This window comes from Mycobacterium szulgai, from assembly GCF_002116635.1.
GTDB classification, from domain to species: domain Bacteria; phylum Actinomycetota; class Actinomycetes; order Mycobacteriales; family Mycobacteriaceae; genus Mycobacterium; species Mycobacterium szulgai.
Window position 1 is genome coordinate 34,160 of the sequence record NZ_LQPW01000054.1, and the last position, 15,468, is coordinate 49,627.

Here is a 15,468-nt window from a genome sequence, read left to right on the forward strand (position 1 = left end):
TGTCACTTCCCGTATCGGCGATGCCGCACGGTGTAGTCGCGCAGCGCGCGCAGGAAGTCGACATGGCGGAATGCCGGCCAATGCGCCTCGGTGAACCACATCTCCGAGTAGGCGCTCTGCCATAGCAGGAAGCCGGACAGCCGTTGCTCTCCGGAGGTGCGGATCACCAAGTCCGGGTCGGGTTGTCCTGAGGTGTAAAGGTTTTCGGAGATGCCCTCGACGGTCACCTTATCGATGAGCTCCTCGGCCGTTGCGCCGTTGGCCAGCTCCTTGCTCAGCAGCGCCCGGACCGCATTGACGATCTCCAGACGGCCGCCGTAGCCCACCGCGACGTTGACGTGGAAGTGCGCGGTGCCCGGCGTAGACTCCACCGCCTCGCGCAGCCGGCGGGCAGGTTCCTCGCCCAGCAGTTCGAGGTCGCCGACGGTACGCACACTCCAGCGGTTGGCCGGGGCACAGATCTCCTCGACGACGTCGGTGATGATTTCGATCAGCGCAGCCAGCTCATCGGGGTCGCGTTGCAGATTTTCGGTGGAGAGCAGATAAATGGTGGTCATTTCGATGCCGGCTTCTTGGCACCAGCGCAGCATCTCGGCGATCTTGGCCGCACCCATCCGGTAGCCGTAGCTGACGTCGTCGTATCCCGCGTCGCGCGCCCACCGCCGATTCCCGTCGCACAGCACGGCAATGTGACGGGGCAGTTCGGATTTCGAAGCCACCAGTCCCTGCCGCAGACGCAGCTCGTAAAGCCGGTACAACGGCTCCTTGAGCCGCGGCGGGATGATCTCCACGAATATCAACAGTACTGTGACCGGCGCCAAATTCCGGCTTCCGTTTCGGGCAATATCACGCCACGTCTAGCGGGAGTCTCACAGCCGGCGCGGTTACTGTATTCCTGAAAAGCACCGGCAATCCCTAACCGAGGCAACAGGAGAAATGAGCAGCCAGACCAGCACGCTCAGCAGTGCCGAACCCGAATCGCACGGGTTTTCGCCAGCCGATGCCGCCCATCAGGTCGTCGAGGGCGTCGCCCGCGTTCTGACCAAGCCGCGTTTCCGCGGCTGGATCCACGTCTATTCGGCCGGCACTGCGGTGTTCGCCGGCGCATCGCTGATCGCGGTGTCGTGGGCGGTGGGATCCACCAAGGCCGGGCTGGCGACATTCGCCTACACCGCGGCAACGATCGTGATGTTCACCGTCAGCGCCACGTATCACCGCGTCGATTGGAAGTCCCCGAGCGCCCGGAAATGGATGAAGCGGGCCGACCACTCGATGATCTTCGTGTTCATCGCCGGCAGCTACACCCCGTTCGCGCTGCTGGCCCTGCCGGGTCATGACGGGCATGTGGTGCTGGCAATCGTGTGGGGCGGCGCGGCGGCCGGCATCCTGCTGAAGATGCTCTGGCCCTCGGCGCCGCGCTGGCTGGGGGTGCCGCTGTACATCCTGCTGGGCTGGGTGGCGGTCTGGTACACCGCGACGATCCTGCACAACGCCGGCGTAGCCGCGATGGTGTTGTTATTCGTAGGTGGCGCGCTATACAGCATCGGCGGCATCCTCTACGCCCTGCGCTGGCCAGACCCGTGGCCGACGACCTTCGGCTTCCACGAGTTTTTCCACGCCTGCACCGCGGTCGCGGCGATCTGCCACTACATCGCGATGTGGTTCGTGGTCTTCTAGGGTTTCGTCGCTATCCGCCCCTGCGTCTCCACGCGGTGCAGCAATGGCCGGATCTGGCAGCGGGCGAAGTAGTCGTCAGCCGCTTCGGTTGCTCCCTTGAACTTGCCGTAGTCGTCCAAAATGAGCACACCGCCGCGGGCCAGCCTCGGATAAAGCGTCTCCAGCTCACACAGGGTGGACTCGTAGAAGTCGGTGTCCAACCGCAGCACTGCGATGTCGCCGGTCGGCGTGACCGGCAAGGTGTCCTGGACCATTCCGCGCACCAGGCGTATGCGCTCGGCCCGGTAGCCGGTGCCGGCCAGGTTGGCCGCCACCTGGTCGATGCCGACGCCGCAGGGTCGCTGTTCGGCACCCGGGGTGTCGGCGAGGCCATCGAGCCGGTCCGGGGTCCCGACGAAACCATCGCGCTCCGAGGCGCCCTCCCAGGACCAGTCGAAGGTGTCGAAGCCGAAGATGTCGCGGTCGCAGTCGCCGTGTGCGCGCAATGTCGCCGCGGCCAGCATCATGCTGCCGCCGCTGGCTACCCCGCATTCCACGATGGCACCGCAGATGTGATTGGCGACCACGTAGTTGACGGCCTGATACAACGCGAACGCCATCGGTTTGGACGTCAGGGTGAACGGCCGGATAGCGGCGAACATCGCCGCGAACTCCGGTGCGGCGGCATCGATGTCGTGCGTGGTGCCGAGCTGCCGAACGACGTCGTATGCCGAAACCGCCGCATCCGGCTGGGCCGTCCGCTCGGCGGGAACCAGCAGCTTCATCGCGACCAGCCGGTCTACTGCTTCCCGGGCCGCGGGCACGCCCATTTCCGACAGTCGCTGGTATGCGTCGGTAGGTAATCGCGGCTCGCTGAACAGACTCAGCAGCAACACCACGCCGGGGGTGGCGACGAACTCCGCAAACGGGTCGGTGACCGAGCCGACCCGCACCCGCCCGTCATGCCAGGCGCAGAACAAACCGGGGGCGACGACCAGAGCGCAGTCTTGCTCAGCGGCGCTCACGAGGCACCCAGCAGCGCCGCGGCCTCGGCGGACAGCGGTGCCAGGTAAGCCACGGCATGCTCGGTGAGCTCCGCAATTGATCTGCCGTCGAGGTCCTGGGGGGAAACCAGTGCGGGCAGATCGGCGGCCGAGGCGCCCGCCCAGCGCAAGGCGGTCACCAGCTGCACCGCGCGGTCGCGCACGAACACCCCGCCGAGTACCGATCGGCGGACGAACTCGGGGCGGCATTCGTTCAGCAGCGGGATGAGCACGTCGTCGTGCGCAATCTGGCTGAGCACCCGGTCGAGGACTTCGGGCTCGGTGATTACGGCATCCAGGTATGCACGGTAGGCCAGCGCCGGGGTCCCTCGCGCCAGCACTTCGGCCAGGACTCGCTGATAGCGCCGCGGGCTGGACTTGCGCAGCAGCGCAATCGCCTCGGACTGACGACGCAGCAGCGAAGACGTTTGACAAGCCGTCACCACATGCGACAAGCCCGGCAGCCAATACTCGCGCGGGCGACGGTGCAGCCCGGGATGCGACTCGCATCGCACCACCAGCGTCACACTCGGCTTCTGCAGCCAGTAGATCTCGTGGATCAGTTCGGGCGTGATGGGACGCACTTGGCCGGTCCGCATGATTTCCAGACCTGTCCGGGTGAGCGTCCCCCCCGCGAGGTTCTCATCGAAGACCTTGGATTCGGCGAATTCGAATTGGGTGTGCACCCGGTCGCCGTGCAGGGCCGCGAAGGCGCCGCAGGTGACGTGGTCGTGCGCGGCGCTGGCGTTCTCCGTCCAGTACAGCAGGTCGATCCGGAAATCCGGGGTGCGCGCGACGGTGATCGCCGGCTGCCCGAAGTCGAAGTCCCAGGATTGCTCGGGAAGTGCGCCGGAGGTCACGGCCCATTCCAGACACGACGACGGGTCGATGTTGGCAAGGTCGGCCGCACGCAGCCCGGCCACCGCAGCATTGACAAGGTGGTTGGGGTCGGCGCGATCCCAGAGCCCGGTGATGGTGTCCGCGATGCCGGCAAACACGGGCGCAAAATCAGTCATGGCGAACCGGCGGATCGAAGGGGTCATGCTCGCCGTGCCGCCCGATGTGCGGCACGGCGGGCACGGTTTGAGAGATCAGTAGGGAATGGCCTGGGTAAGAACCGACTCCCGCGAGATTTCCTCGATCTGAATCTCGAATCCCTCGCGGGCTTCTTTGATTTCCTCCACCACTTTCACCTCCTCGGTGAGGTCATGGCCATCACGAATGGCTTTGGCGAAGACTGTAGCCAATAGATACTATTGTGTATAGATACGAAAAACTGTGACTATTCTGTGGTGCCGGTCAGTCTAAAAGCGCTAAGCGCATAATGAGTCCGATATTTAGAGATCGGAATTCAAAGAGTCAGCGCGGTCGCGAGTTCGGCCGTGCTGGTCACCGGGAGATCGCAAACCCGGCCACGGCACACGTATGCGGCATCGGCACCACCCACCCGATCCCGTCCGGCCAGCAGCGGCGACGAATTCACTTGCCCCCCAACGACAATCGCCCCGCCGGGCGCCAGCCGACGCGCCTCGGCCAGCAGCGTTGACTCCGGGCCGTCACAGGCGACCGCAATCTGCAGCGGTCCGCGCACTGCGGCTTCGGCCACGGCCAGCCAGTGCCCGGCCGAGCGGGGCGCGCGCGCCAGCAGCACCGCGTGAGTGCGCAGCGTGTACCCAGCCAGTTGCAGATACCGCTCGGCACGGCGGGCGTCGACGACGTGCGCCGCAGTTAGCAGCGCCTCGGCGAGCAGCGAGGCGCCTGACGGCGTAGCGCCGTCCAGCGGGTCGGCGGGCCGCAGCATCAACTGTTCGGCGTCGTCGGCGGTGTCGAACCAGCGGCCGGGGCGGTGCGGGTCACCGAAGTGCTTGACCGCGGTGTCCAACAGCCCGGTGGCCGCAGTCAGCCAGGCCTGATCGGCGGTCAGCTGGTAGAGCGCCAGCAGTCCGGTCGCCAGTGCCGCGTGGTCCTCCAGAATGGCCGCGCTCTGGCCAACGACCCCGCCGAGGCTGGCGCGGCGCAACCGGCCGTCGACGATGTGCCGGTCCAACAGCTTGCCGGCGCAGCGCTGTGCGGCGTGTGCCAACTCGGGTTCGCCCAACGCCACGCTGGCCTCGGCCAGCGCGGTGATCGCCAACCCGTTCCAGGAGGTGACGATCTTGTCGTCGCGCCCGGGCTGGATCCGGGTGCCCCGGGCCGCGAGCAACTCATTGCGCACCCGTTCCAGACGCGCCGCGTCGTCGGGATCGGCCGGAAATTGCAGCACCGACGTCCCGTGTTCGAAGGTGCCGGTTTCGGTAACGCCGAAAACCGTTGCCGCCCAACGTCCGTCATCGAAGCCGAGCACCTCGGTCAATTGCGCCGGCGTCCACACGTAGGTCGACCCTTCGCGGCCGTCGGCATCGGCGTCCAGCGACGAGGCGAACACGTCGGCTTCTGCTTTTGCGCGAAACTCCTCGAGCAGAAACCGCGCCGTCTCGGCGGTGACGCGGCGGGCCAGCGGATCTGCGGTGCGCCGGGCCCAGTGCGCGTAGGCGCGCAGCAGCAGCGCGTTGTCGTACAGCATCTTCTCGAAATGCGGTACCACCCAAGCCTTGTCGACGCTATACCGGGCAAAGCCACCGGCAAGTTGGTCGTAGATCCCGCCACGGGCCATGGCGTTGCCGGTGCGTGCGACGGCGTCCAGGGCCGCCTGCGATCCGGTGCGTTCATAGTGGCGCAGCAGTGCCTCCAGCAGGGCCGACGGCGGGAACTTCGGCTCGGAACCGGCCCGCGCGCCGAAGCCGCCGTAGCTGGTGTCCTCATCGCCCAGCACGGTTGCGACGGCGTGGTCACACAGCCCCGGTGCCACGTCCGCACCGCCCTCGGGCAGCCCGGATCCCATCGAGCGCAGCTCCCCCGCGATATGGTCGGATGCCTCCTCGACCTCACCGCGGCGCTGTCGCCAAGTCTCCGATATCACCGAAAGTAATTGCAGGAAGCTGTCTTTCGGGTAGTACGTACCGCAGTAGAAGGGCCTGCCGTCGGGAGTCAGGAAGCATGTCATCGGCCAGCCGCCCTGCCCGGTCAGCGCGACAGTGGCATTCATGTAGACCGAGTCGATGTCCGGCCGTTCCTCGCGGTCGACTTTGATGCAGACGAAGTCGGCGTTCATCGCCGCGGCCACCTCGTCGTCCTCGAACGATTCGTGCGCCATGACATGGCACCAGTGGCAGGCCGCGTAGCCCACGGACAGCAGGATCGGCACATCGCGGGCGACCGCGTCGGCAAGCGCCTGCGGCGTCCACTGCTGCCAGTGCACCGGGTTGTCAGCATGCTGGCGCAGATACGGGCTGGTGGCCAGTGTGAGCGTGTTGGTCCCGGACGGATCAGTCGGGTTCATGAGCGCGACCCGGTGGCGGGGTGGATCCATTGCGCTCAGGATCTGGAACCTCCCCGTCGACCGCATCGGTTCCCTCGTCGGCGGCCTGATCCGGCTCGGGGTGCTGGCGGTCGAATGACTCGGGGACCTTTTTGAGTTGCCGGTTCATCGACCGCAGCAGGAACAACGTCGCAATCACCAGCAGCACCACGACGAGTAGCCCGATCGGGCTGGCCTTGCCGAAATCCGGACCGTTGTTGTGCGGACCCTCAGCAATCACGCTGAGCAAAAGGTGGGTCATTCGCCCGGCTCGATCCCGGCGAACAGTTCAGCCTCGGGCAGTTTGATCGGGACGCGCGAGCGGGCCAGCTCGAATTCCTCGGTCGGCCACAGCTCCTCCTGCCAGGACAGCGGCGCGGCGAAGAACTCGGCATTCGGGTCGATCTGAGTGGCGTGGGCGCGCAGGGCATCGTCGCGACGGCCGAAGTAGGCCGCGCACTCCACGCGCGTCGTCACGCGCGTTGCATAGGGGTCGTGCTGGGGAAGCCAGTGCTCCAGCCATTTCCCGAACGGGCCTTCCTGGCCGCGCTTGATGAACTCGTTCTGCAGCAATTGCATCCGTTCCCGCAGGAAGCCGTGGACGTAGTACAACTTGGACACCGTCCACGGTTCGCCTGCGTCGGGAAACAGGCGGTAGTCGCCGGCCCCCTCGTAGGCGCCGACGGACACCTGGTGGCAGCGAATGTGGTCGGGGTGCGGGTAGCCGCCGTGCTCGTCGTAGGTGATCATCACATGCGGCCGGAACTCGCGGACCGCCCGCACCAGAGCTTCGGTGGACTCCTCCAACGGCACCAGCGCGAAGCAACCGTCGGGCAGCGGAGGCGGTGGGTCGCCCTTGGGCAGGCCGGAGTCGATGAAGCCCAGCCAGCTGTGCTCGACACCGAGGATCTCCGCCGCTCTGGCCATCTCGTCGCGCCGGATCTCGTGGATGTGTCCATGCACGTCGGGCAGATCCATCGCCGGGTTGAGAATTTCGCCGCGCTCGCCGCCGGTCAGGGTCACCACCTGCACGCGATGGCCCTCATCGGCATAACGGGCCAGGGTCGCCGCACCCTTGCTGGACTCGTCGTCAGGGTGGGCGTGCACCGCCATCAACCGCAGTTCGCTCACGTGCCCCCTGTCTGTCCGGTGGTCGCCCCCAGTCTGTGCATGCCCCCCCTATAATTCCAGTTCCCCCAGACCTCACAACTAACCAGGGCATGACAGCAGGCGTGACACAACCTCCCATAGAGCGTCCGGAAGCCCGCTACGGCAGGGCGCGACTGTCCGGCAAGACGCGGCGCCGGGTCGCCATCGGGCTCGCGGTTCTGGTCGTGGTGGCCGGAATTGCGATCGCCGTCGTCGGCTATCACCGGATCGGCACCAGCCCCGTCAGCGGCTCGCTGGCCGGCTACCAGATCATCGACGGCGAGACGGCGTCGGTGACGATCACCGTGACGCGTGCCGACCCGTCCCGTCCGGTGCACTGCATCGTGCGGGTCCGGGCCAAGGACGGCAGCGAGACCGGCCGGCGCGAGCTGCTGGTTCCACCGTCGGGACAGGCGACGGTGCAAGTGACGACAACGCTCAAGTCCTCGCAACCGCCGGTGCTGGCTGACGTATATGGCTGCGGCACAGACGTACCCGCTTATTTGCGTTCATCTTGACCGCCTAAAAACGCGCCAACTGCAAATATGTCAGTCATCCATCGTTTGCGCAGTGGTAACATAGGTGAATGCACGGTCCTGACCGGGACCGTGTATTGCTGCATTAATGGCCGTGAGAAGAACGGAGTGGCAGCACCCGGGGTGGGGACCCGAAACACCCGCGGAGGCGGGATCAAAAACTTGCGCGAATACGCGAAACCGAGACACAAGGAGCACGACGAGATGACGGATACTCAGGTGACCTGGTTGACCCAGGAGTCACATGACCGACTCAAGGCGGAGCTCGACCAGCTGATCGCGAATCGTCCCGTCATCGCCGCGGAGATCAACGACCGGCGCGAGGAGGGCGACCTCCGCGAGAACGGCGGATACCACGCCGCGCGCGAGGAGCAGGGTCAGCAGGAGGCCCGCATCCGCCAGCTGCAGGACCTGCTCAACAACGCCAAGGTCGGCGAGGCGCCCAAGCAGTCCGGTGTCGCGCTGCCCGGCTCGGTGGTGAAGGTCTACTACAACGGCGACAAGTCGGACAGCGAAACGTTCCTCATCGCCACCCGCCAGGAGGGCGTCAACGACGGCAAGCTCGAGGTCTACTCGCCGAACTCACCGCTGGGCGGCGCCCTGATCGACGCCAAGGTCGGCGAGACCCGCAGCTACACCGTGCCCAACGGCAACACCGTCAAGGTCACGCTGGTCAGCGCGGAGCCGTACCACTCCTAATCCCCTGCGCCGAATCTGAATCCCACGACGGCGCGACGGCGTGTCGCGTCGTGCCGTTCACGGTCGGCGGCCTTAGCCGAGCGCCTGCTCGAGATCGGCGAGCAGATCTGCGACGTCCTCGATGCCGACCGAGAGCCGCACCAGATCGTCAGGCACCTCTAGTTGCGAACCGGCCGTCGACGCATGCGTCATGGCGCTGGGATGCTCGATCAGCGACTCGACCCCGCCCAGCGACTCGGCCAGGATGAAAACCTCGGTCGTCGCACACAGCTTTTGGGCGGCCTGTCGCCCGCCGCGCATCCGGACCGACACCATGCCACCGAAGCCACGCATCTGCCGCGCGGCAACCTGATGGCCGGGATGAGTCGGCAGACCGGGATACAGCACCGTGTTCACCGCCGCATGTTCGGCCAGGAATTCGGCTACCGCAGCAGCGTTTTCGCTGTGCCGCTGCATCCGCACCACCAATGTCTTCAAGCCCCGCATGGTCAGGTACGCGTCGAACGGGCCGGGCACTGCGCCGGCCCCGTTCTGCAGGAACGCGAAGGCTTGATCGAGTTCTTCGTCGTTGGTGACCAATGCACCGCCCACCACATCGGAGTGGCCGCCGATGTACTTGGTGGTCGAGTGCAGCACGATATCGGCGCCCAGCGTCAACGGCTGTTGTAGTGCCGGTGAAGCAAAGGTGTTGTCCACCAACACTTTTGCCGATTTTTCAGCACCCAGCTGCGCAAGTGCGCCGATGTCGGCGATCGACAGCAGCGGGTTGGTCGGCGTCTCCACCCAGATCAGCCTGGTGCGCGGGGTGATCGCGGCGCGCACCGCGTCCACATCGGCCAGCCGCACCGGCGTGTATGCGACACCCCATTGGGTGAACACCTTGTCGATCAAGCGGAACGTGCCGCCGTACGCGTCGTCGGGAATGACCACATGATCTCCGGGCCGCAGGATGGCTCGCAGGGCACAGTCGGTGGCGGCCATCCCGGAACTGAACGCACGCCCGAAGGTTCCCTCTTCCACCGCTGCCAGCGTGGCTTCCAATGCGGCCCGGGTCGGATTGCCGGTGCGCGCGTACTCGAAGCCGCCGCGCAGACCCCCGACACCGTCCTGCGCAAAGGTACTGCTGGCGTAGATCGGGGCGTTGACGGCACCCGTAGCCGGGTCCGGGCGATAGCCCGCGTGAATGGCTCGGGTGGCCAGGCCCGAAATTGCGTGGTGTCCCTTGCGGTCTGACGCGCTCATCGACGACCAGCCTAATAGCGAATGCACCCTGGCCGCCGATCGGCGACCAGGGTGCATCCCGGCGTTTGCGTGCTAAAGCGGCAAGCAGACCGTCGTCATGATCTTGTCGGCCAGCGTCTGGCGCTTGGCGTCCCACAGCGGCCACAGGAAACCGACGTAGCAGATGATCGCGTCGACGAAGTGGGCCAGCTGCCGGACCACGGACATTCCGAAGCCCAGGGGCTGTCCGGTGGTTTCACTGACCACCTTGAACTTCAGGATCGACTTGCCGATGCTCGATCCCGTGGTGCCCTGCCGATAGCCGTAGTTCCAGATCCAGTAGGCCAGGATCGCCAGCGATGCCAGCCCTTGGGCCAGCACACCGATGATCGAGTCCTGCGAATAGCAGTACTGGGCTACGTCGTACTGGTTCACGCTGGTTACGCACTGCTGCTGCTGGGTGACCATTGCGATCACCCACGCGATGCCGTAGACGACGACCACCGGCGCATAGTCGATGGCGAACGCGAGTACCCGGGTGATCCACGGGGTATAAGAGTCCGCCGGCAGTTCGCGGATCGCCGGTCCGGGCGGAGGCGGGGCATACCCGCCGGCCGACGGCGGCGGCGGCGGGTAGCCCCGCCGGGCGGCGGCTGATCGGTCATGCGCAACCTTCCAACTCAGGAATAGCTGATCTAGGCCGAATCACCGTACCTGAGATCGGGGGTTGGGCAGCGGAGTGTCGGCTAGCGTCGCTGCGTTCCTTCCGACAAGAAGCCCAACAAGTCGTACCGGGTAATCACCCCGACCGGTTTGCCTTCCTCGACCACCATCAACGCGTCCCAGTCACGCAGCGCTTTGCCGGCGGCACCGACCAACTCGCCGGCGCCGATCATCCGCAGCGGTGGACTCATGTGCGCGGACACCGCGTCGGCCAAGTTGGCGCGCCCCTCGAAGACGGCCGAGAGCAGTTCGCGTTCCGAGACGCTGCCGGCCACCTCGCCCGCCATCACCGGTGGCTCGGCGCCGACGACCGGCATCTGGGAGACCCCGTATTCGCGCAGGATCCCGATGGCGTCGCGCACGGTCTCTGACGGATGGGTGTGCACCAGGTCGGGCAGCTTTCCGGACTTGCGGCGCAATACATCGCCGACCGTGGGCTGCGCGGTGGAGCCGTCGAGCCGGCTGCGCAGGAATCCGTACGAGGACATCCACGCGTCGTTGAAGATCTTGGACATGTAGCCGCGGCCGCCGTCCGGGAGCAACACCACGATCAGCGCCTCCGGTCCCGCTTCTTCGGCGACTTTGAGGGCGGCCACCACCGCCATGCCGCACGACCCGCCGACCAGCATGGCTTCCTCACGCGCCAGCCTTCTGGTCATGTCGAAGGAGTCTGAATCGGACACCGCGATGATCTGGTCGGGCACCGACGGGTCGTAGGCCGCGGGCCAGAAGTCTTCACCGACGCCCTCGACCAGATAGGGCCGGCCGGTGCCACCCGAATACACCGATCCCTCCGGGTCGGCGCCGACAACTTGCACCTTCCCACCGGATACCTCTTTGAGGTAGCGGCCCGCGCCGGTGATCGTGCCGCCGGTGCCGATGCCGGCGACGAAATGGGTGACCTTGCCGTCGGTGTCGGCCCATATCTCCGGGCCGGTGGTGGCGTAGTGGCTGGCCGGTCCCTGCGGGTTGGCGTACTGGTCGGGTTTCCAGGCGCCGTCGATTTCGCGGACCAACCGATCGGACACGCTGTAGTAGCTGTCCGGGTCGTCGGGCGGCACCGCAGTCGGGCATACGACTACCTCGGCGCCATAGGCGCGCAACACATTTCGCTTGTCCTCACTGACCTTGTCCGGGCAGACGAACACACACTTGTACCCGCGGTGCTGTGCGACCAGGGCCAGCCCGACGCCGGTGTTGCCCGAAGTGGGTTCGACGATGGTGCCGCCGGGCTTCAGCTGGCCGCTGGCCTCGGCGGCGTCGATCATCTTCACCGCGATCCGGTCCTTGGAACTGCCGCCGGGGTTGAGATATTCGACCTTGACCGCCACGATGCCGGCCCGCTCGGGCACGACGGAGTTCAGTCGAACCAGTGGAGTACCGCCGATGAGGTCACTGATGTGCTGCGCAATCCGCATGCGCCTATGGTGTCAGGCGATTTCGGACCCCGCACACCCGCGTGCGGGCCAATCGCGGCTCAGCCAGTCGCTTCCCGGATGTACTCCCCGATCTGGCGCAGCGAGCGCACCGCCTCGGGCACCATCGGCCCGACGACCTGAAAGTCGTGCACTTGTCCCGGCCAGATACGCACCTCGGCCGGAACCCCGGCGGCCGCGAGTCTGGCCGCGGCCAGCTGTGCGTCGTGCAGCAACACCTCCGACCCCGAGACGTGGATCAGCGTCCGCGGCAGGCCCGGCTCGATGTGCTCCAGGGGCTCGTAGACCTCCTCGGGCTTGCCGTCGGTTTTGTTCTTGGCGGCCGCGCTAGCAACTAATGCGCCGAGCGCATCGAAGGCTCGCGCGGGGAACATCGCGTCGGTCTTGATGTTGGGATGCGATTGCTTGGCTTCCTTTGCTAGCTGCAGCAGTGGCGAGATCGCTACAAGAGCCGCGAGCTCCTCACCTTCGCGCTGTAGCCGCTGCGCAAGCGCGAGCGCCAGATACCCGCCGGCCGAATCGCCGGCCAGCACGATCTGCTCCGGTTCGTAGCCCAACAGCCGCAGCCACCCGTAGCCGTCGTGGCAGTCGTCGAGCGCCATCCCGATCGAATGCTTGGGCATCAGCCGATAATTGACCACGAGGATGGGCGAATCAGCAAACTTCGATAGCAATTCGACCAGGCGGCCGTGGGAGTTTGCCCCACACGTGAGAAAGGCACCGCCGTGCAGATAGAGGATCACCCGGCGGGTGCCGTCGGCGGGCAGCACACCCGGCGCGCGAACCAGCTGAGCCGACGCATTTGGCAAGCTCACCTCGGCTCGAACCGTGGTTGACGCCGGAAGCAGGGCGCGCGCCGCATGGTCGATGAGCCCCCACGGGTAGGGCAGGTGCGGGGCGTGGCTGCCAATCGCCAGAATCGGCCGGATGGTCAGCCGCGACGCCAACGTAGCTAACCGCGCAGCAACGCTCGGCCCAGACTCGACGACCTCGACCGGAGCGCCGTCGCTGATGGCAAATCTACGTGCCTCGAGTCTACGTGCCTTCAGCAACTCGCGCGGGCGAATAGCATCTCTCGGCGAACCGGATACCTTGCTAGGTGCAGTCATGCTCAACACTTCCTACGCCGTTGTAGTCCGATACAGCATGTAAACGAAGCGACTGGCGTCGAAGTTCAGGTACTCCCCCGGGCGCTCAGCCAACCCCGCCGACTTAGCTTGACAGCTTATTCCAGGGGCAACATCCAACGAGGCCGATTCGATATCACAATTGATCCACAACGTGATTGCGTCTTTGTTCAGCCGCCCACGCAAACAGCGAAGCCGACCTAAACTGATTGTTGTGAGCATGCGCGTGCCACGGCGTTCGACAGTTGCCTTGGCTACAGCGGGTGCGCTCGCCTCGACGGGAACGGCCTATCTGGGCGCACGCAACCTGCTGGTCGGCCAGGCGACACATGCGCGCACGGTGATTCCCAAATCCTTCGACGCCCCGCCCCGCGCCGACGGCGTATACCGCCGTGGCGGGGGCCCGCCGCGGCGCTGGTATCGCGGCATGGCCGTGGACCTGCACCTGATGATCTTCGGCGACTCGACGGCCACCGGTTATGGCTGCACCACCGCCGAAGAAGTACCCGGCGTCATCATCGCCCGCGGGCTAGCCGACCTGACCGGTATGCGTATTCGGCTGAGCACCAAGGCCATTGTCGGGGCCACCTCGAAAGGCGTTGTCGGGCAAGTAGACGCGATGTTCGTGGCCGGCCCGCCGCCGGACGCGGCACTGATAATGATCGGCGCCAATGACATCACTCGACTCAACGGCGTCGGGCCGTCGGCGCAACGGCTGGCCGCCTCGGTGCGCAAGTTGCGCGCTCGCGGGGCGGTGGTGGTCGTGGGCACCTGCCCAGACCTGGGTGCCATCACCGCGATTCCGCAACCGCTGCGCTCCCTGGCGCACACCCGCGGAGTTCAGTTGGCCCGCGCACAGACGGCCGCGGTCCGGGCGGCCGGTGGCGTGCCGGTGCCGCTGGGTCACCTGCTGGGTCCTAGGTTCCGGGCCACGCCCGAGCTGATGTTCTCCGCCGACCGCTACCACCCATCGGCCGCCGCGTATGCCCTGGCCGCTGACACGCTGCTAGCCACCCTGCGCGATGCGCTGAGTGAAAAGCTCGGCATTCCAACGCTTCAGGTACCGGCACCGTCGGCCGCAGCCGCGCTCGAAGCCAGCCGCAAGCGGCGCATCGTCGTGTCGCGACTTTGGGACCGCGCGGCCCGGCATACCACCCCGGTGGCCGCGGCTGGGTCCGACCGGGCCGCTACTCGGGCCGCATCGCCGTCGGGTTAGATTCGGCTTCTGCCATACCCCAATGGAGGGAGCCCGCCATGCCCGAAGCCGTCATCGTCTCAGCCACTCGCTCGCCGATCGGCCGCGCCATGAAGGGGTCGCTGATCAACATGCGTCCCGATGACCTGGCCGTCCAAATGGTGCGCGCCGCGCTCGACAAGGTACCGGCGCTCAACCCACACCAGATCGACGATCTGATCATGGGCTGCGGACTGCCCGGCGGTGAGTCCGGCTTCAATATCGGCCGCATCGTCGCCGTGGCGCTGGGCTACGACTTCCTGCCGGGCACCACGGTCAACCGCTACTGCTCGTCGTCGCTGCAGAGCACGCGGATGGCGTTCCACGCGATCAAGGCCGGCGAGGGCGACGCTTTCATCTCCGCCGGCGTCGAGACGGTGTCCCGGTTCGGCAAGGGCAATTCCGACTCATGGCCGGACACCAAGAACCCGCTTTTCGACGAGGCCCAGGAACGCACCACCGCCGCGGCCGCGGGCGCCGACGAATGGCACGATCCCCGCGCCGACGACAACGTCCCCGACGTCTACATCGCGATGGGCCAGACGGCCGAGAACGTCGCCATCTTGACCGGTATCACCCGCGAGGACCAGGACCACTGGGGAGTTCGCAGCCAGAACCGGGCCGAGGAAGCGATCAACAGCGGGTTCTTCGAACGCGAGATCACCCCGGTGACCCTGCCCGACGGCAGCACCGTCAGCACCGACGACGGCCCGCGGGCCGGAACCACTTACGAAAAGGTCGCCGACCTCAAGCCGGTGTTTCGGCCCAACGGCACGGTGACCGCAGGCAACGCCTGCCCCCTCAACGACGGCGCGGCCGCGTTGGTGATCACCAGCGACACCAAGGCCAAGGAGCTCGGCCTGACACCGCTGGCCCGCATCGTGTCCACCGGCGTCAGCGGCCTGTCCCCGGAGATCATGGGTTTGGGGCCGATCGAGGCGTCCAAGAAGGCGCTGGCCAACGCCGGCCTGTCGATCAGCGACATCGACCTCTTCGAGATCAACGAGGCGTTCGCAGTCCAGGTTCTGGGCTCAGCCCGCGAGCTGGGCATCGACGAGGACAAGCTGAACGTCGCGGGCGGCGCGATCGCCCTGGGCCATCCGTTCGGCATGACCGGCGCGCGGATCGCCACCACGCTGCTCAACAACCTCACCACACACGACAAGACGTTCGGCCTGGAAACCATGTGTGTCGGCGGCGGCCAGGGCATGGCGATGATCATCGAGCGACTCAGCTAGGTCGTCCTT

The 15,468-nt window shown here is 66.3% G+C and carries 15 protein-coding genes and 1 pseudogene; 5 read left to right on the plus strand and 11 right to left on the minus strand.

Features of this window, described 5'->3' with window-relative positions; genetic code table 11:
• Nucleotides 1-2: 2 nt before the first annotated feature.
• Entirely contained in the window at nt 3-791 is a 789-nt protein-coding gene (locus AWC27_RS10930; protein ID WP_085670548.1) for a (2Z,6E)-farnesyl diphosphate synthase, read from the minus strand.
• Between the two features lie 145 nt (nt 792-936).
• Here AWC27_RS10930 and trhA point away from each other — a divergent pair, with 145 nt between their 5' ends.
• Nucleotides 937-1,677: a PAQR family membrane homeostasis protein TrhA gene (gene trhA, locus AWC27_RS10935; protein WP_085670509.1), complete on the plus strand. Its 741-nt coding sequence runs from the start codon at nt 937-939 to the stop codon at nt 1,675-1,677.
• Here trhA and AWC27_RS10940 read toward each other — a convergent pair.
• The 6 genes from AWC27_RS10940 to mca all read right to left on the minus strand — a co-directional run bounded on the left by AWC27_RS10940 (nt 1,674) and on the right by mca (nt 7,227).
• The gene (locus tag AWC27_RS10940; RefSeq protein WP_169726754.1) at nt 1,674-2,681 is read right to left on the minus strand and encodes a TylF/MycF/NovP-related O-methyltransferase; all 1,008 of its coding nucleotides are present in this window, start codon (nt 2,679-2,681) and stop codon (nt 1,674-1,676) included. The two genes, trhA and AWC27_RS10940, sit on opposite strands and share 4 nt — an antisense overlap.
• A complete protein-coding gene (locus AWC27_RS30955) occupies nt 2,678-3,715 on the minus strand; it encodes a hotdog family protein (RefSeq protein WP_169726755.1) in 1,038 nt (345 codons plus the stop codon). The genes AWC27_RS10940 and AWC27_RS30955 overlap by 4 nt, the downstream gene beginning before the upstream one ends.
• A gap of 75 nt (nt 3,716-3,790) precedes the next feature.
• On the minus strand, nt 3,791-3,946 hold the full coding sequence (locus AWC27_RS30960; RefSeq protein WP_169726756.1) for a hypothetical protein: 156 nt from the start codon (nt 3,944-3,946) through the stop codon (nt 3,791-3,793).
• Between the two features lie 104 nt (nt 3,947-4,050).
• Complete coding sequence (locus tag AWC27_RS10950; RefSeq protein ID WP_085670512.1) at nt 4,051-6,078, minus strand: thioredoxin domain-containing protein; 2,028 nt, start codon at nt 6,076-6,078, stop codon at nt 4,051-4,053.
• Complete coding sequence (locus AWC27_RS10955; RefSeq protein ID WP_085670513.1) at nt 6,065-6,358, minus strand: hypothetical protein; 294 nt, start codon at nt 6,356-6,358, stop codon at nt 6,065-6,067. Before AWC27_RS10955 ends, AWC27_RS10950 begins: the two co-directional genes overlap by 14 nt.
• Nucleotides 6,355-7,227, minus strand: coding sequence for a mycothiol conjugate amidase Mca (gene mca / locus AWC27_RS10960; RefSeq protein WP_085670514.1), 873 nt, complete (start codon nt 7,225-7,227; stop codon nt 6,355-6,357). The genes AWC27_RS10955 and mca overlap by 4 nt, the downstream gene beginning before the upstream one ends.
• A gap of 101 nt (nt 7,228-7,328) precedes the next feature.
• Between mca and AWC27_RS10965 the strand changes: the two genes are divergently transcribed.
• Nucleotides 7,329-7,763 carry a DUF4307 domain-containing protein gene (locus AWC27_RS10965; protein ID WP_085670515.1) on the plus strand — a complete coding sequence of 145 codons (435 nt, stop codon included), beginning with the start codon at nt 7,329-7,331 and terminating at the stop codon, nt 7,761-7,763.
• 222 nt (nt 7,764-7,985) lie between these two features.
• Nucleotides 7,986-8,480: a transcription elongation factor GreA gene (greA, locus tag AWC27_RS10970; RefSeq protein WP_083114507.1), complete on the plus strand. Its 495-nt coding sequence runs from the start codon at nt 7,986-7,988 to the stop codon at nt 8,478-8,480.
• Between the two features lie 72 nt (nt 8,481-8,552).
• Here the strand turns inward: greA and AWC27_RS10975 are convergent, their stop codons facing one another.
• The 4 genes and pseudogenes from AWC27_RS10975 to AWC27_RS10990 form a co-directional block, all read right to left on the minus strand.
• Nucleotides 8,553-9,722, minus strand: coding sequence for a cystathionine gamma-synthase (locus AWC27_RS10975; protein ID WP_085670516.1), 1,170 nt, complete (start codon nt 9,720-9,722; stop codon nt 8,553-8,555).
• Between the two features lie 72 nt (nt 9,723-9,794).
• A pseudogene (locus AWC27_RS10980) lies at nt 9,795-10,354 on the minus strand (RDD family protein); the annotation flags it as partial.
• Between the two features lie 93 nt (nt 10,355-10,447).
• Complete coding sequence (locus AWC27_RS10985; RefSeq protein ID WP_085670518.1) at nt 10,448-11,842, minus strand: cystathionine beta-synthase; 1,395 nt, start codon at nt 11,840-11,842, stop codon at nt 10,448-10,450.
• 59 nt (nt 11,843-11,901) lie between these two features.
• On the minus strand, nt 11,902-12,969 hold the full coding sequence (locus AWC27_RS10990) for an alpha/beta hydrolase fold domain-containing protein (RefSeq protein ID WP_085670519.1): 1,068 nt from the start codon (nt 12,967-12,969) through the stop codon (nt 11,902-11,904).
• 244 nt (nt 12,970-13,213) lie between these two features.
• Here AWC27_RS10990 and AWC27_RS10995 point away from each other — a divergent pair, with 244 nt between their 5' ends.
• Together AWC27_RS10995 and AWC27_RS11000 are read left to right on the plus strand one after the other, a co-directional pair.
• A complete protein-coding gene (locus tag AWC27_RS10995; RefSeq protein WP_139836909.1) occupies nt 13,214-14,203 on the plus strand; it encodes an SGNH/GDSL hydrolase family protein in 990 nt (329 codons plus the stop codon).
• Nucleotides 14,204-14,241: 38 nt separating this feature from the next.
• A complete protein-coding gene (locus AWC27_RS11000; RefSeq protein ID WP_085670521.1) occupies nt 14,242-15,459 on the plus strand; it encodes an acetyl-CoA C-acetyltransferase in 1,218 nt (405 codons plus the stop codon).
• Nucleotides 15,460-15,468: the final 9 nt, after the last annotated feature.

Bases quoted from the DNA above. Each gene is read 5' to 3' on its own strand.
- AWC27_RS10985 (WP_085670518.1), bottom strand. From the start codon at position 11,842: ATGCGGATTGCGCAGCACATCAGTGACCTCATCGGCGGTACTCCACTG.
- AWC27_RS10975 (WP_085670516.1), bottom strand. From the start codon at position 9,722: ATGAGCGCGTCAGACCGCAAGGGACACCACGCAATTTCGGGCCTGGCC.
- AWC27_RS10990 (WP_085670519.1), bottom strand. From the start codon at position 12,969: ATGACTGCACCTAGCAAGGTATCCGGTTCGCCGAGAGATGCTATTCGC.
- trhA (WP_085670509.1), top strand. From the start codon at position 937: ATGAGCAGCCAGACCAGCACGCTCAGCAGTGCCGAACCCGAATCGCAC.
- AWC27_RS30955 (WP_169726755.1), bottom strand. From the start codon at position 3,715: ATGACTGATTTTGCGCCCGTGTTTGCCGGCATCGCGGACACCATCACC.
- AWC27_RS10950 (WP_085670512.1), bottom strand. From the start codon at position 6,078: ATGAACCCGACTGATCCGTCCGGGACCAACACGCTCACACTGGCCACC.
- AWC27_RS11000 (WP_085670521.1), top strand. From the start codon at position 14,242: ATGCCCGAAGCCGTCATCGTCTCAGCCACTCGCTCGCCGATCGGCCGC.
- AWC27_RS10955 (WP_085670513.1), bottom strand. From the start codon at position 6,358: ATGACCCACCTTTTGCTCAGCGTGATTGCTGAGGGTCCGCACAACAAC.
- greA (WP_083114507.1), top strand. From the start codon at position 7,986: ATGACGGATACTCAGGTGACCTGGTTGACCCAGGAGTCACATGACCGA.